The organism is Gaetbulibacter saemankumensis DSM 17032 (assembly GCF_000425645.1).
GTDB classification, from domain to species: domain Bacteria; phylum Bacteroidota; class Bacteroidia; order Flavobacteriales; family Flavobacteriaceae; genus Gaetbulibacter; species Gaetbulibacter saemankumensis.
This window is the reverse complement of sequence record NZ_KE384430.1, coordinates 1-23116: the sequence shown is the minus strand read 5'-3', so window position 1 is coordinate 23116 and position 23116 is coordinate 1. Positions and strand designations below refer to the sequence as shown.

Annotated in this window: 22 protein-coding genes and 1 pseudogene; 9 read left to right on the top strand and 14 right to left on the bottom strand. The window is 33.3% G+C overall.

Annotation, left to right across the window (positions count from 1 at the left end):
* Nucleotides 1-116 precede the first annotated feature (116 nt).
* The 4 genes from H611_RS0106835 to H611_RS0106820 are packed head-to-tail and all read left to right on the top strand — an operon-like array spanning nt 117 to nt 4028.
* Nucleotides 117-944 carry a prephenate dehydratase gene (locus H611_RS0106835; protein WP_027137653.1) on the top strand — a complete coding sequence of 276 codons (828 nt, stop codon included), beginning with the start codon at nt 117-119 and terminating at the stop codon, nt 942-944.
* Nucleotides 941-2086, top strand: coding sequence for a pyridoxal phosphate-dependent aminotransferase (locus tag H611_RS0106830; protein ID WP_027137652.1), 1146 nt, complete (start codon nt 941-943; stop codon nt 2084-2086). The genes H611_RS0106835 and H611_RS0106830 overlap by 4 nt, the downstream gene beginning before the upstream one ends.
* Nucleotides 2083-2934, top strand: coding sequence for a prephenate dehydrogenase (locus H611_RS0106825; protein WP_027137651.1), 852 nt, complete (start codon nt 2083-2085; stop codon nt 2932-2934). Before H611_RS0106830 ends, H611_RS0106825 begins: the two co-directional genes overlap by 4 nt.
* 11 nt (nt 2935-2945) lie before the next feature.
* Nucleotides 2946-4028 (top strand): bifunctional 3-deoxy-7-phosphoheptulonate synthase/chorismate mutase type II, encoded by a 1083-nt coding sequence (locus H611_RS0106820; protein WP_027137650.1) that lies wholly within the window; start codon nt 2946-2948, stop codon nt 4026-4028.
* A gap of 81 nt (nt 4029-4109) precedes the next feature.
* On the opposite strand, the gene H611_RS0106815 is transcribed toward H611_RS0106820, so the two are convergent.
* Together H611_RS0106815 and H611_RS0106810 are read right to left on the bottom strand one after the other, a co-directional pair.
* Nucleotides 4110-4796 carry a porin family protein gene (locus H611_RS0106815; protein WP_027137649.1) on the bottom strand — a complete coding sequence of 229 codons (687 nt, stop codon included), beginning with the start codon at nt 4794-4796 and terminating at the stop codon, nt 4110-4112.
* 40 nt (nt 4797-4836) lie between these two features.
* Nucleotides 4837-5289 carry a hypothetical protein gene (locus H611_RS0106810; RefSeq protein ID WP_027137648.1) on the bottom strand — a complete coding sequence of 151 codons (453 nt, stop codon included), beginning with the start codon at nt 5287-5289 and terminating at the stop codon, nt 4837-4839.
* 83 nt (nt 5290-5372) lie between these two features.
* On the opposite strand from H611_RS0106810, the gene rsgA reads away from it, so the two are divergent.
* Complete coding sequence (gene rsgA, locus H611_RS0106805; protein ID WP_027137647.1) at nt 5373-6323, top strand: ribosome small subunit-dependent GTPase A; 951 nt, start codon at nt 5373-5375, stop codon at nt 6321-6323.
* Entirely contained in the window at nt 6320-6772 is a 453-nt protein-coding gene (gene dtd / locus H611_RS0106800; RefSeq protein ID WP_027137646.1) for a D-aminoacyl-tRNA deacylase, read from the top strand. Before rsgA ends, dtd begins: the two co-directional genes overlap by 4 nt.
* A gap of 273 nt (nt 6773-7045) precedes the next feature.
* On the opposite strand, the gene H611_RS0106795 is transcribed toward dtd, so the two are convergent.
* The 7 genes and pseudogenes from H611_RS0106795 to lysS form a co-directional block, all read right to left on the bottom strand.
* On the bottom strand, nt 7046-7324 hold the full coding sequence (locus tag H611_RS0106795; RefSeq protein WP_027137645.1) for a hypothetical protein: 279 nt from the start codon (nt 7322-7324) through the stop codon (nt 7046-7048).
* Between the two features lie 25 nt (nt 7325-7349).
* Nucleotides 7350-7481 (bottom strand): annotated as a pseudogene (locus H611_RS15015) (phage integrase SAM-like domain-containing protein); the annotation flags it as partial.
* Between the two features lie 12 nt (nt 7482-7493).
* Nucleotides 7494-7901, bottom strand: coding sequence for an Arm DNA-binding domain-containing protein (locus H611_RS0106790; RefSeq protein WP_394330437.1), 408 nt, complete (start codon nt 7899-7901; stop codon nt 7494-7496).
* Nucleotides 7902-7983: 82 nt separating this feature from the next.
* Nucleotides 7984-8178: a hypothetical protein gene (locus tag H611_RS0106785; protein ID WP_027137643.1), complete on the bottom strand. Its 195-nt coding sequence runs from the start codon at nt 8176-8178 to the stop codon at nt 7984-7986.
* 262 nt (nt 8179-8440) lie between these two features.
* On the bottom strand, nt 8441-9070 hold the full coding sequence (locus tag H611_RS0106780; RefSeq protein WP_027137642.1) for a hypothetical protein: 630 nt from the start codon (nt 9068-9070) through the stop codon (nt 8441-8443).
* A gap of 179 nt (nt 9071-9249) precedes the next feature.
* Entirely contained in the window at nt 9250-11115 is a 1866-nt protein-coding gene (locus H611_RS14095) for a helix-turn-helix domain-containing protein (protein WP_027137641.1), read from the bottom strand.
* A gap of 248 nt (nt 11116-11363) precedes the next feature.
* Nucleotides 11364-13055 carry a lysine--tRNA ligase gene (lysS, locus tag H611_RS0106770; protein ID WP_027137640.1) on the bottom strand — a complete coding sequence of 564 codons (1692 nt, stop codon included), beginning with the start codon at nt 13053-13055 and terminating at the stop codon, nt 11364-11366.
* A 230-nt stretch (nt 13056-13285) separates the two neighbouring features.
* On the opposite strand from lysS, the gene H611_RS14655 reads away from it, so the two are divergent.
* Both H611_RS14655 and lipB read left to right on the top strand, forming a co-directional pair.
* Nucleotides 13286-13444 (top strand): YqaE/Pmp3 family membrane protein, encoded by a 159-nt coding sequence (locus H611_RS14655; protein WP_084158160.1) that lies wholly within the window; start codon nt 13286-13288, stop codon nt 13442-13444.
* A gap of 29 nt (nt 13445-13473) precedes the next feature.
* Complete coding sequence (gene lipB / locus H611_RS0106765) at nt 13474-14172, top strand: lipoyl(octanoyl) transferase LipB (RefSeq protein WP_027137639.1); 699 nt, start codon at nt 13474-13476, stop codon at nt 14170-14172.
* A gap of 19 nt (nt 14173-14191) precedes the next feature.
* On the opposite strand, the gene H611_RS0106760 is transcribed toward lipB, so the two are convergent.
* The 5 genes from H611_RS0106760 to H611_RS0106740 all read right to left on the bottom strand — a co-directional run bounded on the left by H611_RS0106760 (nt 14192) and on the right by H611_RS0106740 (nt 20488).
* Entirely contained in the window at nt 14192-15154 is a 963-nt protein-coding gene (locus tag H611_RS0106760) for a bile acid:sodium symporter family protein (RefSeq protein WP_027137638.1), read from the bottom strand.
* A gap of 17 nt (nt 15155-15171) precedes the next feature.
* Nucleotides 15172-15972 (bottom strand): polyphosphate kinase 2, encoded by an 801-nt coding sequence (gene ppk2, locus H611_RS0106755; RefSeq protein ID WP_027137637.1) that lies wholly within the window; start codon nt 15970-15972, stop codon nt 15172-15174.
* A gap of 75 nt (nt 15973-16047) precedes the next feature.
* Entirely contained in the window at nt 16048-17097 is a 1050-nt protein-coding gene (locus tag H611_RS0106750; protein ID WP_027137636.1) for a nucleoid-associated protein, read from the bottom strand.
* 285 nt (nt 17098-17382) lie between these two features.
* On the bottom strand, nt 17383-19812 hold the full coding sequence (locus H611_RS0106745; RefSeq protein ID WP_027137635.1) for an RNA polymerase beta'' subunit family protein: 2430 nt from the start codon (nt 19810-19812) through the stop codon (nt 17383-17385).
* 76 nt (nt 19813-19888) lie between these two features.
* Nucleotides 19889-20488: a ribonuclease HII gene (locus tag H611_RS0106740; protein ID WP_027137634.1), complete on the bottom strand. Its 600-nt coding sequence runs from the start codon at nt 20486-20488 to the stop codon at nt 19889-19891.
* 455 nt (nt 20489-20943) lie between these two features.
* On the opposite strand from H611_RS0106740, the gene H611_RS0106735 reads away from it, so the two are divergent.
* A complete protein-coding gene (locus H611_RS0106735; RefSeq protein WP_157515065.1) occupies nt 20944-22908 on the top strand; it encodes a putative porin in 1965 nt (654 codons plus the stop codon).
* The last annotated feature ends 208 nt before the right edge of the window (nt 22909-23116 follow it).

Here is a 23116-nt window from a genome sequence, read left to right as displayed (position 1 = left end):
AGCATAAATTAAATATAAGTCTCGATGAAAATCGAGACTTTTTTTTTACAAAACACTCAAAGGTCATCGTAATTTTAAAATAAACAGATATTGTTAGTTAATAAGACTATTAAATTGTGATAAAAACAGTAGCTATACAAGGGGTAAGGGGGTCATTTCATCATATTGTGTCTCAGCAATTTTTTGATGAGTCAGTTGATGTTATTGAGTGTTTAACCTTCGATGGGGTTGTAGATTCTCTTATAACCAAAAGTTGTGATGCTGCCATTATGGCTTTAGAAAACTCAATTGCGGGTTCTATTATTCCTAATTATGCGCTAATAGATAAATTCGGGTTGCATATTGTTGGGGAGCATTATTTAGATATCCAGCATAATTTATTGGCATTGCCAAATCAAATTGTAAAAGACATTAAAGAGGTGTATTCTCATCCAATGGCACTATTGCAATGTAAGGAGTTTTTTAAGTTGCATCCGCATATCAAATTAGTTGAAGATAAAGATACCGCTGAAGTGGCTCAAAGAATTCAAGAGAAACAATTATCGGGTGTTGGTGCTATTGCAAGTGTTAAGGCAGCCGAGATATTTGAATTAGACATTTTAGCGAGAAGCATTCAGACCATTAATCATAACGAAACACGATTTGTTATTGTAAAGCGTGTTAATTCTGAAGTCGCTGAAAATGATATAAATAAAGCGTCAATAAAATTTGAGGCAGATCACAAACGCGGAAGTTTAGCGGCTATATTAAATGTGATGAGCGATTGTAAATTGAATTTAACTAAAATACAATCGTTACCCATTGTTGAAACTCCATGGAAGTATGCCTTTTTTGTAGATATTACTTTTGAGGTTTATAATGATTTTAAAAAGGCAAAATCGTTGATGGATATTATGGCCCTTAATTTTAAGGTGCTTGGTGAATATAAAAAAGGAAAAAAATGATAGAAGTAGCAGATAGGTTACACACGGTTGAGGAATACTACTTCTCTAAAAAATTAAGAGAGGTAAGTGCGCTGGTAGCTAGTGGTAAACCTATAATTAATTTAGGAATAGGTAGCCCAGATTTACAACCGCCACAAAAGGTTATTGAAGCCTTAGTTGAAGGTTTAACAAGTCCTGTGGCGCATAAATATCAAAGTTATCAAGGGCTTCCGGAGTTGCGAGAAGCGATGGCGCAATTTTATAAGAATCACTTTTCAGTGAATGTGAGTCCGGTAACCGAGGTGTTACCATTAATGGGGAGTAAAGAAGGAATTATGCATATTTCTATGGCTTTTCTTAACGAAGGCGATGAAGTGTTAATTCCAAACCCGGGTTACCCTACTTATCAGTCAGTGACTAAATTGTTAGGTGCGAAACCTGTGTTTTATGAATTGGATGAAACCAATAATTGGATGCCCGATTTTAAAGCTTTAGAAGCTATCGATTTATCTAAGGTTAAAATTATGTGGGTAAATTATCCCCATATGCCAACGGGGGCGCAGCCTAGCAAGTATGTTTTCGAAGCGTTAGTGGCATTTGGTAAAAAACATAACATTCTAATTGTGAACGATAATCCTTACAGTTTTGTGTTAAATGATAATCCTAAAAGTATTTTGGCAGTTCCAGGAGCAAAGGATGTTTGTTTAGAGTTGAATTCACTTAGCAAGACCTTTAATATGGCCGGATGGCGCGTTGGTATGGTGTTAGGAAGTAGTGAGAACATAAGTCATGTGTTAAAGGTTAAAAGTAATATGGATTCAGGTATGTTTTACGGAATTCAGAAAGGAGCTATAGAAGCTTTAAAATGCTCAGAAATGTGGTTTGTTACTCTTAATAATGTTTACCAACAGCGCCGTGATTTAGTTTGGAAGATGGCCGAATTGTTAAATTGTACCTACGATAAAAATGCCACTGGTATGTTCGTTTGGGCCAAATTACCTGTGGGAATCGATGCAGAGGATTTTATTGATTCTATTTTAAAGAACAAACATGTATTTATAACACCAGGAACTATTTTCGGAAGTCAGGGAGAAGGGTATATAAGGTTTTCCTTGTGTGCTACTACCGAAGTTTTAGAAGAAGCCATTGAAAGATTGAAATGAAAAATATATACGTAATAGGAGTTGGTTTAATAGGCGGAAGTCTGGCTAAGGATATAAAGGAAAAAAATCCAGACTCTGTAATTTATGGTATTGGCAGAAACCAATCTACTTTGGATGAAGCTTTAGCACTAAAAATTATTGATAAGAAAGCAACATTAGAAGATGTTGTTAATGCTGATTTAGTAATTGTTGCGATTCCAGTTGATGCGACGGTTAAATTATTACCAACGATCTTAGATAAGATTTCTGATGATGCATTGGTAGTTGATGCAGGTTCTACTAAAGCAGATATCTGTAAAGTGGTTGAAAACCATCCGAAACGTCGTAACTTCTTAGCCATGCATCCTATCGCAGGTACAGAATATTCTGGACCATCGGCGGCATTGAGCGGCTTATTCATTGGTAAAACAAATATTATTTGTGAGGTAGAGAAAACCACATTTAAATTACAGGAAAAGGCTTTAGATTTATTTAAATCTATTGGTATGCGTATTCGCTATATGAATCCGGAGGCACATGATAAACACATAGCTTATGTGTCTCATTTGTCGCATATCAGTTCATTTATGCTCGGAAAAACGGTTATTGAAAAGGAAAGAAATGAGCGTGATATTTTCGATATGGCAGGAAGTGGATTTGCTTCAACAGTGAGGCTAGCTAAGAGTTCACCCGAAATGTGGACACCCATATTCCGACAAAATAAGGATAATGTTATTGAAACACTGGAAGAATATATTAATAATCTAACTCATTTTAAAGAACTCATGACAAACAATGATTATGATGCCATTTTTAATGAGATGAAAAACACCAATCATATAAAAGACATATTAAAAGGAATTAGTTAAGTATTAAAATTATGGAAAACAAAAAAGAAATGAGAACCTGGTTAGATGATTTAAATTTAGATCATCCCTTAGTGATTGCAGGTCCATGTAGTGCGGAAACAGAAGAGCAAGTTTTAAAAATAGCTCATGAGCTGAAAGATACAGATGTAAGTTATTTTAGAGCAGGAATCTGGAAACCTAGAACACGCCCTGGTATGTTTGAAGGTGTTGGAGCATTAGGATTAAAGTGGTTGCAAAAAGTAAAGGCCGAAACCGGAATGAAAGTGTGTACTGAAGTAGCAAACGCAGCACATGTAAAGCTAGCTTTAGAGCATGATGTTGATTTACTTTGGATTGGGGCTCGTTCTACTGTAAGTCCATTTATTATGCAAGAGATTGCAGATGCCTTAGAGGGCACGGATAAGCCCGTGTTAATTAAAAACCCCGTAAATCCGGATTTATCATTATGGTTAGGTGGTATTGAAAGAATTTATAATTCGGGAGTTAAAAATATCGGAGCTATACATAGAGGGTTCTCGACGTATCAAAAAACAAAATATCGCAATATTCCTGAATGGCAATTGGCAATTGAGTTTCAAAATCGATTCCCAGATATTCCATTAATTAATGATCCTTCCCATATTACTGGAAAGCGTGATATGATTTTTGATGTATCCCAAGAGGCATTAGATTTAAATTTTGATGGCTTAATGATTGAAACGCATTACGATCCTGAAAATGCTTGGAGTGATGCTGCTCAACAAGTAACACCATCTACATTGGTTCAAATCATGAAAGATTTGAAAATTAGAAAAGAAACTGATTCTGAGGCAGAATACAATAAATCCTTAGATAATTTAAGAGCACAGATAGATGTGATTGATAATCAAATTATCGATTTATTAGGTAAGCGTATGATTGTTGCCGACGGTATTGGGACTCTTAAAAAGGAGAAAAACGTTGCGGTATTACAAAGTAAGCGTTGGAATGAAATTTTAGGAAAAATGGTGCTTGAAGGTGAGCAACATGGCTTAAGTGAAGAATTTATTTTAAAAATGTTTAAAGCAATCCATCAAGAGTCTATAAATCATCAGGAAAAGATTTTAAATGGATAAATAAAAAAGGGCTCGAATCAGCGAGCCCTTTTTTATTTGAATTTATTCAAAGTATTTAATCATTACGTTTTAAAATTTAAATTAATTTTTTCCACCGCCCATCGGGATGTTTACTTTTAAAAAGATGGAATTGTTTCTGGTGTTTTTAAAACCTCTATATACATTTGTAAGTCCGAGGTAATATCTAATTCCTAAGGTTATCCCATTTTCGGCCATTAATTTATAACCAGAGCCTATAGCTATTCCGGAATCAAAAAAGTTAATCCGATCTTTGTTGAACTCTTTTATATTTATTTCTTTCTTATCTGTTTCTGAGTTGAATTCAACCCAGGCGCGATATTTAATTCCGAATTGAGGACCTAATTCCACGTGTATCCTGTTTTTGAAAACATATTTTATTAACGCTGGAGCTATAAAATAATTTATCTTTTGGCTGTATGTTCCGTTTTCTTCATAAGGAATAATACCAAGAAAATTTAATTCGTTCGACGTTAATTTGTCGACACCTAAATTAGATTTTGCCAAAATTCCAGTACTAAGATGCCATTGTGATTTTAATCTTAAATTTAAATAAAACCCAATGTTGAACGAAGTGAGTTTATCACTCGTTTCTAAACCAGAGATGTCAGACCAATTTAGACCTCCATCTAAGCCGAATTCTATACCATCAGAATTTAATTTGTCGCCAAATAGTAAAGAAAGTAATATTTGAGAGTGCATGGTGTAACCTGAAAATAAAAAAACTATGAGAATATAGATTTTTTTCATCGGCTATATTTTGTTGATATTTTAAAAGTTATCAAGTTAGTTATGATTTAAGTCGTTTGAAAATATACCGGGTTATAAAAATTCCATTACCATCATCTTTGCCGGCATCACTTTCAACGGCACTGGTTACAAAGGCTAATTCCCAGCCTTCTTCAATCATGCTGTTTATTTTTGAACTTACAACAGCATCATTAGCTGCAATGTTTTGAAAGCGAATACCCCCAATATTATAGAAGTTTAAAAGTTTTGTTTCTTCGAAATCTTTTACCCGAATATCTCCACGATTAGATTTATTTCGGGTATGGTCGTCTTCAGTTTGTTCGGAAGTGAAATCTTTATAGTCTTTTTCTTCAACTGCAGAAATTAAACGTGACCGTCCTATGCCGTTAGGGACAATAGATTCAATACTTGTTATAACTTTGTATTCGACTTGAGCACCGATGTCTAAAATGGATAATACACCAATTAAAAAAGCGAATAGAATTTTTTTCATAGGCTGTTGATTGTTGATTGATTTACTAATATAAAGAATTAAATGTTTGTAAATTATTTTTTTGCTTTACTTTTGAAGTCGATATGACAGGACTCGTTTATAAATCTACAGGAAGCTGGTATACCGTTAAAACCGAATTGGGTGATACTTATGAATGTCGGATAAAAGGTAAGTTTCGTATTCGTGGTATAAAAAGCACGAACCCCATTGCGGTGGGCGATTATGTGGATTTTGAACTTGAAACAAGTAATAATGAGGTTACAGGAATTATTAATCATATTCACGATCGTACCAATTATATTGTGCGTAAATCGGTGAACTTATCGAAACAAACTCATATAATAGCTTCGAATATCGATCAGGTGTTTTTAATGATTACCATTAATAACCCTCCTACACTAACAAGTTTCATCGATCGGTTTTTAGTTACTGCCAATGCGTATTCAATTAAAACTGTATTACTGTTTAATAAAATCGATACGTATGATGAAGAAACTCTTTTAGAGGTTAAATATTTAGCTCATGTATATCGAAAAATAGGTTACGAATGTATTGGAGTATCTGCGAAAACAGAAAAGAATGTTGATAAGGTAAAGGCTCTAATGAGTGATAAAGTAAGTATGTTTTCAGGACATTCTGGTGTAGGTAAGTCAACTTTGGTAAATGCTATTGAACCAGATTTGAATTTAAAGACAAAAGAAATATCCACATTACATATGCAGGGGCAGCATACTACGACATTTGCTGAAATGTACGATTTAAGTTTTGGGGGTAAAATTATTGATACACCAGGTATAAAAGGCTTTGGAGTGGTTGATATGGACAAAGAAGAAGTTGGCGATTATTTCCCGGAAATTTTTGAACGTAAGCAGGATTGTAAGTTTAACAACTGCCTGCATATTCAAGAACCTAAATGTGCGGTTAAAGAAGCCTTGGAAAATGATGAAATAGCCTATTCCAGATACCGTAGTTATATTCAGATAGTAGAAGGTGATGACGAAAATTACCGAACCGATAATTGGGATAAGGAATGAGAGTGGTGATTCAACGTGTGTCAAAAGCTAGCGTTACTATTGAAGAAAAGAAAGTGGCTTCCATAGGAAATGGATTATTAATTTTATTAGGTATAGTTGCCGAAGATTCGCAAACAGATATTGAGTGGCTTTCTAAAAAAATAACTAATCTTCGCATTTTTTGTGATGATGAGGGGGTTATGAATAAGTCATTAATAGATGTCGGTGGTGATGCCATTGTAGTAAGCCAATTTACTTTACATGCTGCTACAAAAAAGGGAAATCGCCCAAGTTATTTTAAGGCTGCAAAACCAGACGTAGCTATTCCTTTATACGAGGCCTTTGTTAATAAGTTTGAGCTTGATTTAAATAAAAAAGTTCAAACAGGTGCATTTGGTGCCGATATGAAAGTCGAATTAATTAATGACGGTCCGGTAACAATACTTATTGATTCTAAAAACAAAGAATAATATTTTTATATAGGTTAACATCCTTAAAAAGTGGTAAGTTCACTTTATTAGCATATGTTTTTAAGATAATAATATTGATAGGGAATTCCTACTGAACTGTATTTGTCAAGTTCTCTGACTCTATTAATTTTAAGATTGTTAATTAGAAATACTTTATTAAGAGATAGATTCCTAACTAAAAATCCATTGAAATCCTCTATAATATGAAAATAAAAAAGGATCTACTATAAAGTAAATCCTTTTTTAAAAATGTATTATGCGTTAGATGCTTTTTTAAGAAATAAGTTCAACAATTAAGTCGCTATCGGTTTTAATAACGTTAGCTAATTTGTGCTTAGTTAAAGCTTTAATACCTTTATCCCAAGCCTTGTTGCTTAATCCACTTTCTCTTTTAAGAATAGTTAAGGGAAGGCTTTTTTTAGCTTTTAAAACTTCGAAAATAGCTTTCTCGTTATCACTTAATGCAATAGCTTTTTTCTCTGGTCTCATTTGCGGGAAGAATGAAACGTATCCTCTAGAATCGCTGTAAATGTTAGTGTTTTCAGTTATCATGTTGTTTGGCGTGACAAATTCGTGACTAAAACTTCCGTTTATATCCTATTATCTGTAAACATATTTTATTTTTTTGTTTTACGGCTTGGTTTAGAGCCGTGTTAACCTTTTGCAGATAGGTTCTAATAGAATTTTGTGAAAGATTACTAGACAAGAGGTATTCGCTAAATTATTCTAACCAATTTTCAGTTATATCTACAAATTTTAACTTATTACCGTGCAACTCTATAATGTAATTTAAAGTGTTATCCCAAGCAACTTTAGTATTTGGACTTTTCTTTTTTGCCTGTTCTTTGAAGAAATTAATGAAACTTGCCATTTTTAGCTCTCTTGATAATAATCCAGTAGATTTATTTGCCAACTCAATTTCTAAGTCGGCCTTTATTTTATCTACAATTCTTTTCTTTTGTTCTCGTTGTTCTTTAGTATCTGTTGGTAAGAATTCAACATCAGAGATAACCTCTCTCATTCTTTTACCGTTGTGATAAAAATCTAACTGAAACTTATATGGACTGTTCTTTTTGGATGTCCCAGAGTGCTTTGAATACTTTTTACGAAGGTTTACTTTTGTATATATTATCTTACAGATAAATATAATTGGAAATGTTAATTCTTGACAATATTGTGATTATAAACTTGGATTGATTTACTTGAGTTTACTAGTGCTTTTCATAGGAGCCTTTGTTGTGCTTAGTTTTTTTCTTCGGCTTTTTCAAAAAGTTGATTGATAATTTTCTGATATTTTGATATTCTGATGTGTCGAATTCGGATTCTGTAATAAAATCATTGAATGCTCTATTATTCATCCATTCTGGCTTTTCAAAAGGATAACCACCGTGTAACCCCAATGCCATTTCAAATCTCTATTTACTTCCCGTAGCTATCATTTCATCAAATGTTGAATGAGATAGCCATAAAACCATTCGTCTTTTAGCTTCAATATAAATTTAAAAGTATTAAACATTCATGAAGATTTGGATAGATTAGGCATGTTGGGCAGTACCTTTATTATTTACAGAAGTCATTTAGAAATATAGAAAAACGTTTAAGTAAAAAAGGAGGGAATCTTAAGATTCCCTCCTTTTTTTGAATTAGATTTTCCTTTCTTAAAAATTACTATTCCGATGCACTACCAGGTATAATAATTAATCTTCCTATATTAATAAAAAAATCTGTATAAAAAGGGTCATCCCCTTCATTATCAGTAGTTCCTGCATGAACATAGGCATTGGTTTTAGCACTACCGGATGCGCCTTTAAAACGACCAGTGCCTCCTGTAAATATCAAATCGTCATTAAAATGTAATTGATAATCAGGATTATCTCCATTATAAGGCCATATCTGACCTGATTCAATTACAAAATGTAATTCGTCTCCGTTAGCTGCTACAAATTTACCCGTTTCTATAAACCAATAGTTCACAGGAAAAATAACTTCAGGAGTAGGAGCAGAACAAAATCTCATAAAAATTTCTTGAAGCTGGCCCAGATGGATCGATTCTCCATTTCCCTTCATCACCATGGTTTCACTAGAACCAGCGTCACATGGCTGGGAACCTGGAGCCTCTGCACGCCACACGGTAAAGGTAGCTTTAAAAGGTAAACTTTTTTCAACGCTTGATTTTGAATGCAGATAGTCTTTTTCAAGTAAGCTTTGTTCTGTATTGATTTCATCGGTTATGTCCTCACAGCCAGTGAAAAGAAAAAGACTTAATAGGGCTACACTCAATAGTTTAATAGTTTTCATGAATATATGTTTTAAAGGTTATACAATACATTTTATATGTATAAAGATGGTTAAATAATGTACATGACATTAAGTAACTATGTTGCAAAAACATTAATTTTTTTGAAAACTATGTTGCTTAATTAAGCTATGTTGTTAATAGGAAGCTTCCTTAGGGTTTGAGCAGTTTCAATAGAGGGTTATTTGTTAGAAACCGGGCTGTAAGGTAAGTTCATTTTTTTCATTAATGCCATAAACCGTTGATTGGAATGTAAAATATGGGAGGGGTAAGCATATGGGACATCTGCAAGTAGATTTCCTTTGTTGAAACCATCCTCAAGTTTGTCAATGGCTTCATTGTAATTGCCTAAAAAGAATAAACTTTTAACTTTATCCTTAAAACCAAGAACTTGGGGTTGTGATATACACCATTTCATTAGGCCATCTCTTCCCGATAGGTTATATATGCTATCTAACTCTTTATCGGTGATATTGTTTTTTAATAACGGTCTAAATTTTTTTAAGCTTTCTATTGTCAATCGGTCATTTTTAAGCATGTAATGAGCCCAAAATTGATGAAGGTAAGGAACTCTTTTTTCCTTATTCAAGTCTTCCGCAATTTTTGCTTCAGACAAAGCCTCATAAAACTCACCTCTATTTAAATAGAGTTTTGCACTTACTTCCCTAACTATATAAGATAAAGGATCTATCTCAAGGGCTTTGTTTATATGGAATCTTGCTTTTTCATGTTTACCAATGTAGCTAAGATATTCAGAATAACGATGATGTAGAGTGGAGTAGTTTGTTCCAATTTCAAAGGCTCTTGTAAATGCCTTATTAGCTTTTTCCCAATCCCAATCAATATAAAAATAAAGAGTAGCCAGTACTGTATGGGCCTCTACTAAATTGGGGTCTATTTCCAAGGCTTTTAGTGCAAAATATTCGGCTTTTTCTCTATTTTCTTTAATTTCTTCACGGTTTGATGATAACCAGATTTTAAGAAAATAAGTGTCGCCTAGGCCAGCATAAGCAAGCGCGTAATTAGGGTCTTCTTTTACAGCTTTATTAAAATAAGCAATGGCGGTTAAATAGTCTTTGTCTAATCGTTTCCCCCAGTAAAACCTACCTAGTTGATATAGTTTGAATGCCTCTAAATTTTCAGTTAGGTTCTTTTTAATTTCTAAAGTCTCTTGTTCGGAAAGGGTTGCGTTAAGGTCTGAAGCTATTTGGATTGCTATTTCTCTTTGAATATCAAAAATATCGGCAATATCCCTGTCAAAAGTTTTAATCCAAATATGATTATCATGAATAGCATCTATGAGTTGAACCGTAATTCTAGCTTTGTTTTCATATTCTTGAATACTACCTTCCAAAATGTAGGAGACATCCAGTTCTGAAGCTATTGTAGGGACTGTTTTAGATGTGTTATGCTTATAGATTTCTGAAGATGTGCGTGATATAACCTTGAATTCTTTTAAGGTTGCTAGCCTATTTAAAATCCCTTCGACCAGTCCGTCTGCAAAAAACTGATTTTCTTCATCGCCACTTATATTTTTAAAGGGTAAAACAGCAATAGATTTTTCATTTTTAGACAGCACTTCATGTTTTGAATAATTATTTAAAAAAAGGTAAATAGTAATACAAAGAATAACGGCAAGGATAACAGTTTGATAACCTTTAAACTGGCCTTTAAAGTTTAATTTATTTATATTCTTAATGCTCTGTTTATCTTCTTGGTTTAAATGTTTTTTAGCTTCACTTGCAGGATATCCATAATAATCATGAAAGCATTTATGGAAGTATGACGTACTGCCAAAGCCAACTTTATAAGCTATTTCAGAGATCGTATAGTTGTTCTGCTGAAGTAATTTATGTGCTTCTTTAAGCCTAATCTCTCTAATAAACTGGCTTATGGATTGGGATTTTAGTTTTTTTAATTTTCTATGTAAATGAGAACGACTTAGCCCAGCTGATTTTGATAATTCCTCAACTCCAAATTGTTCATTTTGAAGATTATCTAGAACTATCGATTTTAGTTTGGATATTAATTTATCATCCTGAATCATTCTTTGTGAACGGTATTAAGTCTAGTAATTGAAATAAGGTAATCTGTCTTAAAATTAATACACTTAGAGAAAATTTCCAATACTATTTGATACAACTTGATATATTGATGATTAACTGTTTATTAAAAAGCTTAGTTTATATTATACTTAATAGTAAACTGTATCGTTTAATATTTTTAATAGGATAAATGATAATAAAAAAAGGAATCAAATTTGATTCCCCTTTTTTAAATTTTATTAAGGAGTTCTTAAACAACTTCCACAAAAAGGCCATCGTCATTTTTCAAAACCTGCGCTACTTTTTTGCTAGTCAATCCTTTAATGGTTTTATCCCATTTCTTGTTGCTCAGTCCAGATTGCCCTTTAAGCGTGTTTAGGTCTATAGGAGAGTTGGCTTTAAGGAGGCTAAATACCACTTTTTCGTCCTCGCTCAATTCAACCTGTTTTTTCTCTGGTCTCATTTGCGGGAAGAACAATACTTCCTGTATGGATTGATTGTTTGTTAGAAACATAATTAAGCGGTCCATTCCAATACCCATACCAGAAGTAGGAGGCATGCCGTATTCTAAAGCACGTAAAAAGTCGTAATCTATAACACCAGTAGCTTCGTCATCTCCTTTTTTAGCTAATTCCATTTGATGCTCAAAGCGTTCACGTTGATCAATAGGGTCGTTAAGCTCAGAATAGGCATTGGCAATTTCTTTACCACATACCATAAGTTCGAAACGCTCGGTTAATTCCGGATTTTCTCTATGTTCTTTACACAACGGACTCATTTCTTTTGGATAGTCGGTAATAAAGGTTGGCTGTATGTAGTTGCCCTCACATTTTTCACCAAAAATTTCATCTATCAGCTTTCCTTTACCCATGGTGTCATCAACTTCAATTCCCATACCTTTCGCAGCTTCACGGATTTCGGCCTCGGTTTTACCAGTGATATCGAAACCTGTAAACTCTTTAATAGAGTCGGTCATAGATACTCGAGCATAAGGCGCTTTAAAATCTATTTCATGTTCTCCGAAGGTTGCTTTAGAAGTACCGTTTACTGCAATGGCGCAATGCTCCAATAATTGCTCACAGAAATCCATCATCCAATTGTAGTCTTTATAGGCTACATAAATTTCCATAGCCGTAAACTCAGGATTGTGGGTGCGATCCATACCTTCGTTTCTAAAGTTCTTAGAAAACTCATATACACCATCGAAACCACCAACTATAAGACGTTTTAAATAAAGTTCATTGGCAATACGCATGTATAATGGTACGTCTAGTGCATTGTGATGTGTAACAAAAGGTCGTGCAGCAGCACCCCCTGGAATGGGTTGTAACACAGGGGTCTCTACTTCAAAATAGCCAGCATCATTAAAAAACTGACGCATCGCATTGAAAAGTTTGGTGCGTTTTACGAATACATCTTTAACCTGTGGGTTCACAACTAAATCGGCATAACGCTGTCTGTAACGTTGCTCAGGTGACGTAAAGGCATCATAAACAACACCGTCTTTTTCTTTAGGAACGGGTAAGGGTTTTAAGGCTTTACTTAATAATGTAAAATCTTTAACCTTAATGGTTTTTTCACCAACTTTAGTTAAAAATAATTCACCTTCAATTCCTACAAAGTCGCCAAAATCTAGTAATTTTTTAAAGATCTCATTATATTTAGTTTTGTCATCACCAAGGCAGATCTCATCACGGTTAAAATACACCTGGATTCTTCCTTCAGCATCTTGTAACTGAGCAAAACTGGCTTTACCTTGAACACGCATAGACATTAATCGTCCTGCAACAACTACCTGTTTGCCTTCTTCAAAATCTTCCTTTATTTGTTTTGAAGTGTTATTTACTGGGTATAAATCTGCCGGATACGGGTTTATACCTAATTCGCGTAATTTTTCTAATTTTTCTCTACGTACAAGCTCTTGCTCTGATAATTGCGACATATTCTATATTGCTGAGTAAATTTTTAAAGGCACAAAGATACTATTTAAAGCTCGCTTATAAAACATTTTTTTGGGTTGGAAAAACGATATACACTCGTTGATTTTAAGAGGTGTATCTTGATGGAAATAGAGTCTTTATAAATATTAACTTATCTGTCTTCTGAATTGTAACAAATTAAATATTTTTGCGTCATATTAGTGTAGTCAATCAAAAATTAAAAAGTACGTTAATGAGTTTCTGGAGAGTTTTATTGTCTATTATTTGTCCTCCACTTGCCGTAATAGACAAGGGCTGTGGTTCTATATTAATTGTTTTTCTGCTTTGGTTATGTGGTTGGGTGCCAGGGGTTATTGCTGCATTGGTAATTCTTAATAATCCGAAAAACTAAACCATAAAAATGTTGTATTTTTGCACCCTATGAATAAGGATGTTATACTAAAGGATTTAGGCTGTAAGGACTATAAAGAAACCTGGGATTATCAGGAAGATCTTTTTAAAGGTATTGTAGATGCAAAAATAAAAAATCGACGTGAAGATGCCGGAATCGAGACGCCCAATTACTTTTTGTTTGTTGAACATCCGCATGTGTACACGTTGGGGAAGAGTGGAGATGCTGCGAATATGCTACTCGATGAGCGGCAACTCAAAGATAAGGGGGCTACGTTTTATAAAATAAACAGAGGAGGTGATATTACCTATCACGGACCAGGGCAAATAGTGGGTTACCCGATTTTAGATTTAGATAATTTTTTTACAGATATTCATAAGTACCTGCGTTTTTTGGAGGAAGTCATTATTTTAACATTAGCTGAATACGGGTTAAAAGCCGAAAGGAGTGAGGGAGAAACCGGTGTATGGTTAGGTGTAGGTACTCCTTTTGCTAGAAAAATATGCGCCATGGGAGTGCGGGCAAGTCGTTGGGTTACCATGCACGGCTTCGCATTAAATGTAAATGCCGATTTAGGGTATTTCGATAATATCATTCCATGTGGAATTCGCGGTAAAGCAGTTACTTCTTTAAATGTTGAACTTGACCAGGATACTGTTAATATAGATGAAGTAAAAGAAAAACTACTAAAACACTTCAGGGAATTATTTGAAGCTACTTTTATTTAAGATAAATAATATCTGTTTATTAATTATGGCGTTGCCCTAATTTGGTGGCAATAATACTGATGATAAAAATTTGCATGGCATGAAATATCATGAGAGGTAAAAGCACCATGCCAATAGGGAAATTCGTCGGAAATAATATTTTAGAAAATACCGTTCCGTGTACTAGAGATTTTTTTGTACCACAAAATTGAGCCGTAATTTTATCTTCTGTATTAAAACCTAAAAGATTTGAAATAAACCCGGTAAGGTAAAATACCAGATAAAAGAGACCAACAAGAATTGCTGAAATTAATAATAAATCTGTAATACTCACTTCACTAAAAATGTTGTTTTCAAAAGATTCAGCAAAACTTTTATAAATAATTAATAAGATGATCGATTTATCGAACATCGTAAGTTGCGTTTTGTAAATACTTGTGTATTTTCCCCAGAAGCGCTGTAATAAGAGCCCTAATAGTACAGGAATTAAAATTTCAATAATTAATTTGATATAAATAGCACCTAGGTCGAAATCGGATGTCGTAATCTTAGGTAAAAAAAGCTCCATCCAAATAGGTGTTAGGACAATGCCTATTAGACCTGAAATACTGGCGTTAAAAATCGCTGCTGGGATATTACCTTTAGCGATTGATACCATGACTACCGAAGAAGAAACGGTAGAGGGTAAAGCGGCAAGAAACAAAAACGATAGCCAAAAAGTTTCGGCTTCGTTGGAATGAGCGAGTGGTTTACATGCGATTATAATAAGTGGAAACAATATAAAAGTGGAGGCCTGAACTAATAAATGCAACTTCCAGTTTTTCAATCCATCTTTGATTTTAGAGCCACTTAATTTTAGTCCGTAAAAGAAAAATATTAAAGAAATACCAATACTACTTATGCGGTCCAATGGTATTTTGCTGTTTTCATTTCCCCATTCTGGAAAAAAATAAGCTATAATTATTATGGCTATTATAGCTAATACGAAGCGGTCAATTTTCATGGGTGAACCCTTCAAGATTAATATTTTTCAGGAATAAAGGTTTGGTAATTCATTGGAGGACGTACATAGGCTTTATAATCGGGTAATTCGGGTAATTCGATTTCTTCAATTTTCATTTTTTCATAAGGAATCATACTTAATACATGACTAATACAGTTTAATCGTGCTTTTTTCTTGTTATCGGCATTAACGACATACCAGGGCACTTGCTTGGTGTCTGTATGCGCAAACATCGTATCTTTTGCTTGAGAGTATTCAAGCCACCTTGAGCGTGATTCTAAGTCCATTGGACTAAATTTCCAATGTTTTAACGGGTTCGAAATTCGGTTTTTAAAGCGTCTTTCCTGTTCTGCATCGCTTACAGAGAACCAATATTTTAATAATATGATACCCGAACGTACTAACATACGCTCGAATTCTGGGCAGGACCTTAAAAATTCTTCGTATTCTTTCTGAGTACAAAAACCCATAACTTTTTCCACACCGGCACGGTTGTACCAAGATCGGTCGAACAATACAATCTCTCCGGCAGCTGGTAAATATTGTGTATAACGTTGAAAGTACCACTGCGTTTTTTCTTTTTCGGTTGGAATCCCTAGGGCAACGACTTTGCATACGCGCGGATTTAAAGGTTCTGTAAATCGTTTAATGGTGCCTCCTTTACCAGAAGCATCGCGCCCTTCAAATACGATTACTACTTTTAGTCCTTGTTTTTTAACCCATTCCTGCAGATGAACCAATTCGGTATGTAGTTTGGCTAGTTCTTCGTCGTAATTAAATTTTTTCTTTTTTAATGTTTGTTCGCTAGAGTCTTTCATAGCGACAATTTAAGAAAAAAATAGAAGTGAATGTGTTTTGAATCACAATGTGTTATGTTGAAAAGTAATGTTAGTTTATTTTTCAACATTAAAAAATACTTTGTAATAATGCATTTTTCTTTCTTCATCGTAACCACGTTCCATATATTCAGCAGAGGCATCAGGGGCATCAACGTCTATCTTTATTTCAATATTGGTATCTAATTTTATATCCGATTTAAATTTTTTCTTTTCTTTAGTAACAACGCGTTCTGCAACATCAAATTGATTTCGTAGTACGATGTTTTGCTCGTCTTGAAAGGTTTTTTTGTAATCATCAAAAAGCGTTCGGTGTTTCTCTTCTTCAAAAATTTCTTCTTTAAAGCGTTCTACATTTACAAATTCGTTTTCCTTAAAAAAGTCGACCGTACGAGCTAAAAACGTATTTTGCTCCTGAGCACCATAAGTTGATTTTAGAATTTCACTAGAGAAGTCTTTGCATAACTCCATGTATTGTTGAGTATGGTTATTGGCATCATCAGCATACTTAATATTTAAAAATTGATTAATCCAGTACATGGCATCGTAGTTATTATTATCTACACTAAAGATAATATTACCTTCCGAATCGCTCTGGTTTAGAATTAAGCAGCCTTTGTCTACTTTTTTCGAGTTGATTCCTTTTTGTACAACCACATCATAACTATTGTTTTCTAAATAGGTTTGAAAAAAGTTTACTTTATTTTCAATTTTAAAGATGCCCAGTGCATTGGTGGTTATTTCATTAAATTCAATGCCTTCGAACATCACAATTAGTACGTCTCCTGTTTTTATGTTAGCAGAAGTCGATTGCTCGTACAGATGAGTGACAATATGTTTGGAAATTTGTATGAATTCGTCTTCATCATTAAATAGTTGGTTGCTATAACTATTAATTTCGTTGAGAGTAATGTTTGAGTGGTGATTAAATCGATAACTTTGAACAACACTTCCAAAAGGTCTCAGTAAAAAGGGGAGCATAAGATCATAACTAGCTTCATCAAAATCAACCAGCTTTTCTGAAAAAGCATTTTTAGTGTCGTTAAACTTATTACCAACTTTATGAATTATAAACTTTGAAATAGAGGCATTTTTTCTGGAAATCATAGTATTGCTTTTAGATATGCAATAGTACTAAATTCACGAGATATTTACATTAAAAAGCGAACGCCAAAGCATAACTTTGACGTTCTAAGATTTGAGGACTTAGCTTCTATTATTTAGATAGGGTATTACATAATAATTAGAAAGCCGAAGCATCTTGATATTTATGGCTCGGTATCGTAATAGTTTTCTTGTTAGAGATTGATAATAGCTTGCCTAAAGATAAGTATTCATTTGGGCTGTTTTTAAAATGCTACAACTTGTTTTTCAACAAGTTATAAACATCTGTTAATTAATGCGGTATAGTAAAATAGAATTACTTTCACCTTTTGTAACGAATTCTAAATTTCGGTTATTATCTACGTTGTCAAGTATGATTTCTGAGTTGCCATATACCGGGAAATTAGGTAGTAATTTGGCATTACTATCGTATAAATAAACCTTGTGCGATTGTAAGTCGGTAATGGAAATATATATTTTATCATAAATATAGAAGAATCCAGGACGTGTGTAGTTTCCGTAGTCGATATCTATCGTATTGTTTTTTATAAATAATTTGTTTTCACTTTGAGCAACTAAAGTTTTGCTTGAAGTAGTAATATTATGGTTAGCCGATAGGTTTAGATTTTGGTTAGCTATATTGCCTTTTGTATCGATAGAGGTTATCTTACCATCTGCAGTAGTTGTTGTGAAACTATTATTGTATAAATAGACAGGTTGATTAGAATAGCTATGAGAACTTTTTGGTTTTACGCGGGTATGTCCTGTTCGATTTAATATATATAAATGTTCTTTAGTTTTTAAGCAGATATAATCTTTGCTTCCAATTCTAAAATGTTGAGGTGTTGTAATGATAGGGGTTTTAGCCGATTTAAATTTGAAACCTTTTACAGGTTTAGCATTTCGATCGTACATTAATACATGAGTTCCTTGAGTAACTAGAAGCCGATAGTTTTTCTTTTTATCGTAATCGAAAACAGCCAATGGTTGGGTAATCTCATCATTAAAACTCATTGGAAACGGTTTTACATCACGACCATTTCTGTCTAAAACATATACGTGTTTAGGTGTCGCAAAGGCTAGTTGAAGTCGTCCGTTTTTATACATGTCGATTTGTTCTATACGACCTAATATTGGGCCAGAGAGCTGCTTTTTCCAAAGGACTTTTCCTTTATTCGATATTATGTAAAGATTGTTCTTTATATCCTGTACTACAATTTCTTTCTCTTTTGTGATATGATTAACAACAAATTGAGGGTTGTTTATAATATCGGAATCTAGCTTTATATTTAGTTCTTCGGTAATGCCATTTCGAACAGTTCTAGCCTTGCCTTTTTCTATAATGCCATTAACATGCGCAAAGTGTTTATCATAAATAAATTGTACGGCGGAAGTATTATAATTATTGAATTCTAAATTAAGTGATTCGCTAAAATTGTTTTGGATAATCTGATTGAGCATATTAGGTTTTGCTACAAAAAGTAAAGAGGAAGCAGCACTCAATTGCTCGTTAATAGATTGGAAATAAGTTTTCGTTTGTAATGTGGTTTTATTTTGATAATTGGTAATAATGTTTTTCAGCATAGAGATACTATTAGAAAACACAAAATAGTTATCAAGAATACAATAAGAATTTGCATTACCGAATGTGATTAGAGGAGAAAAGTGTTTCTTAAAAGTCTTAGGTTTGCTAAAACTAAAAATGTCCGTTTCACGGAAGGTTTCAATCAGCATTTTTTCTGAGATTAGAGCATCGTCGGTACCTATCAAGTCTATAGAGTTTAAAACTACCGCGCGATTGTTGTCTTCGTAAATAACACCAACTTCAAAAATATTATTAAATAATTCACTATTAAGGTTTAACGAATCTGTATGATTGAATGCATTAAGGTTTGTTTGAAGAGTTTTGTAATTATTAAAAGTAAAGCTTAGAAATCCATCACTATTGGATGGTGTAATCTGTTGCATCTCATTTTCCTGAGGAATGGTGTTTTTGAAAATGTTTATTAGGCTACTAGTCGAATCATTAGCTTTGGTAATACCATTAAAATAAATGCTGTTTTGTGATATTTCAGTATCTAAAGCCAGGTAATTGGTTAAGCTTTTAAGGCCTAATGTGTCATTTTGTAAAATTGTTTTTATAAAAGGGTTTTCGTTTTTTAATAAAATAGAAAGGGTTTTATCATTATCGGTAGTGTTGTAAATTTTTATCAATTCAGGACTAGCCATTGAAGCAGTAAAAACATGTTCTACCAGTTCTTTAGAAGAGGAAGCAAAAAATACGCTGTCTATAACAGTATGATATAGTTTAACATTGTTAATAGCGGTTTTTGTTATGTTGTGCTTGTTGAACTTAAAAACTTCAGACTCATATTTAGTGGTCGAATCTGAAACAAATAAATCTTTATGGTATTTTGTAATTATGGCATATTGCAGTTGTTTTTTTTGCTCTTTAAAACAAATAAGCAGGTCGCCACTCGGTTTTAAAAGTTTAATATTTTGTAAGCTACTGTCCAGATTTTTGTAGGCGTTCGTTTTAGAGAAAGTTTTAATAAAATCGCTGTTTTTTATACTGCTTTTTAAATCTTCAATGTTGGAAGATTTTATAATAACAGAGGTGTTTTCAGGAATGTAATCGACAAGATATATTCTATTTGGGCTGGTGTTTGTACAACTGATGGCTAAAATAAATAGGAGGGACAGACAAAATAATCTCATAAATTGAATTCGTTTATACAAACCTACATATTTTTTCATTTTATCTCATATGAAAAGCCCTTTGAATCGACTTGCTTTAAAAATTTAATTTTAATTGTTCGGGTAAAAGTTTAAATGATTTGCGATGGTATTTAGTGCTGCCATATTTTCTTATCGCTTCACGGTGTTCTTTGGTAGGGTAGCCTTTGTTTTTTTTCCAATTGTACATGGGGAATTCTTCATGAATTTTATTCATGTAAGCATCCCGATAGGTTTTTGCTAAAACCGAAGCAGCTGCAATGCTTAAATATTTGCTATCGCCTTTTACAATGGTGTCGAATGGAATGTTTTCATAAGGTTTAAATCTATTGCCGTCAACAATTATAAATTCGGGTTGAGGTTCTAGTTGCATAATAGATTTATGCATTGCTAGAATGGAAGCATTAAGAATATTTATGGAGTCGATTTCTTCTTCAAAAATATGTGTGACTCCAAAAGTTAAGGCTTCAGTCTCGATAATTGGTTTTAATATATCACGCTTTATTTCACTCAGTTGTTTAGAGTCTGTTAAAAAGTTGTTTTTAAACGATTCAGGTAAAATAACAGCTGCTGCGGTAACCGGTCCAGCCAGACAACCGCGACCTGCTTCGTCTGTGCCACATTCTAAATTAAGTGCTGAATGATTTTTTAATAACATGTAACGTCGATTTTTTTGAAGGCTATTTTTAATCAAAGATAGTAGCTATTTTGTATGTAAGCCTTGCAGTTTAAATTGCCCTAAAAATAGCGATTATATAATTTTTAAAGAATTAAAGTCTAAATTGGTTATATGATAATCGTTGAATGTTCTTTTTGTGTATGTTATAAAAAAATACGTTTTTTTATGTAATATTTTTTTGATTAATTAAATCTAATTTTGTTTATTTGAGATAGAATTTTAACTGTTGTACGCGACTAACTCAAATAAATTTTTAATGACTCGTCTGTATTTTTAAAGGCGAATCTAACTTTGTAACAAAGCCAATATGTTTATATTGGCTTTGTTTATTTAAAATAATTAATGATGCATTCCGTTCAAATAATTACTTTTGCCACAGTAATGAAATTTATTTAGGTGTGAGCTAAGACACCTGGTTTACTTAGAACTCAAATATGCAAATCGACTTTTATAAATCTACAGCCAATAAGCAAATGTTATTCTTCAAACTTATATTGGTAGTTGCGACCTTTTTTCAATTAGGGAGTGTATTTGCTCAAGGTGAAATGAGGCGCATAGAAGATACTTCCAAAAAGAGTAAAAAGAACGATTCTATAAATCAGACAAAGGCTGAAGATTATTTAATCATTTCATACGAAAAAGATACAACCTTTGTCGATACTGCCCTCACGATTAAGAAAGAATATAAATTTAATTATTTAAGAAGAGATGATTTTGGGTTAATGCCGTTTTCTAATTTAGGGCAGACTTACAATAGTTTAACCTATAATTTTCAAAATACGAAGCTTATGCCGTTGTTTGGGGCAAGAGCACGTCATTTTAATTATATGGAAGTAGAAGATATGAAGTACTTCCGAGTACCAACACCATTTACCGAGTTGTTTTTTAAAACAGCTTTTGAGCAAGGCCAATTGGCTGATTCGTTTTTTACGATAAACACATCACCACAAGTAAATTACTCTATTGCATATAAAGGATTAAGGTCTTTGGGTAAATACCAGCATATTTTAACGAGTACTGGGAATTTTAGATTTACCACCAATTATCAAACTAAAAACAGGAGGTATTTGGCCCGAGCCCATATTGTTATGCAGGATCTAATGAATCAGGAAAATGGCGGGTTGCGAGATGAGAGTGTTGAGTATTTTGAGAGCGGCGCAGAAGAATATCTGGATCGATCAATACTTGAAGTGCAATTTGAAGATGCTGAAAGTATTCTAAAAGGAAAACGTTTTCATTTGGAGCACGAATACAAAATTATCGATGCAAATGATTCCTTATCTCATAACAATTTAAGTCTGGGGCATGTTATATCTTTTGAAGATAAGTATTTTGAATATTCACAAAGATCATCGCAAGATTATTTTGGCGATGCCTTTAAGAATTCAAATTTAAAAGATCGTGCAACATTGGAGCATTTTTACAATCAACTTCAATTAAATTACAGTAATAATATAGTTGGTGATTTACAATTTAATATAAGTAATGATAATTATAACTATGGATATAATAAGTTGGTGCTTCTAAATGGTCAGTTAATAACCAATCGTTTAAAAGGTAATGTATATTCAGCGGGTGCGAAGTATCATAAAAAGTATAAAGGTTTCGATCTTTTAGGAGATGCCGGACTTAATATTGCAGGTGATTTTGATGGGAATTATATTAAAGGTATGGCTTCATTTAAGTTGAATGATGATATTTATGCTAACGCCAGTTTAAACCACAGTTCGAAAGTGCCTAATTATAATACATTGCTGTATCAAAGTGATTATGTTAATTATAACTGGCAGAATAGTTTTGATAATGTTAAAACACAGCAATTAGCGTTTCAGCTTAAATATAAAAAACTAGCCGATTTAAAAGTCGATTACTCTACAATTACAGATTATGTGTATTTCAGGGCCGATGAAGCTTCGGGGCAGGTAAGACCATTTCAAAACTCAGGAACTATAAATTACTTGAGGGCTAAGCTAGATAATGAGATTAAGTTCGGGAAGTTTGCTTTAAACAATACTATATTATATCAAAACACCAAGGATGGTAATCAGGTGTTAAATGTGCCAGAGTTTACTACGCGAAATACCTTCTCGTTTACAAGTTATGTTTTTAAAAAGGCGTTATTTTTACAAACAGGATTAACTTTTAATTATTTCACCAATTATTATATGAATGGATATAATCCGGTGCTTGCCGAATTTTACGTTCAAAACGATAAGGAATATGGTAATTTCCCGAGGTTCGATTTCTTTTTAAATGCCAAAGTGCGTCAAACACGTATATATTTAATGGCGGAGCATTTTAATTCGGCTTTTACGGGGTATAATTATTATTCGGCACCAGGTAATCCTTACCGCGATTTTACAATCCGCTTTGGTGTGGTTTGGGATTTCTTTATTTAAAATCATTTGAGCGTTTCCTTGCCATAGGTCAAGGTCGGGCTGTACATTCTATCTTTTTATGGGTGTTTAAAAATGGGAGGGCGTGATGCAGGTTGTAATGTTGTCTATTATATAATGTATCATAGGTGCATGGATGAATCCCATAAAAAGGATGCCATTTCCATCCCTAACGCAGGATTTTAGGGAGGAGTATCATTCAGATTTTAGT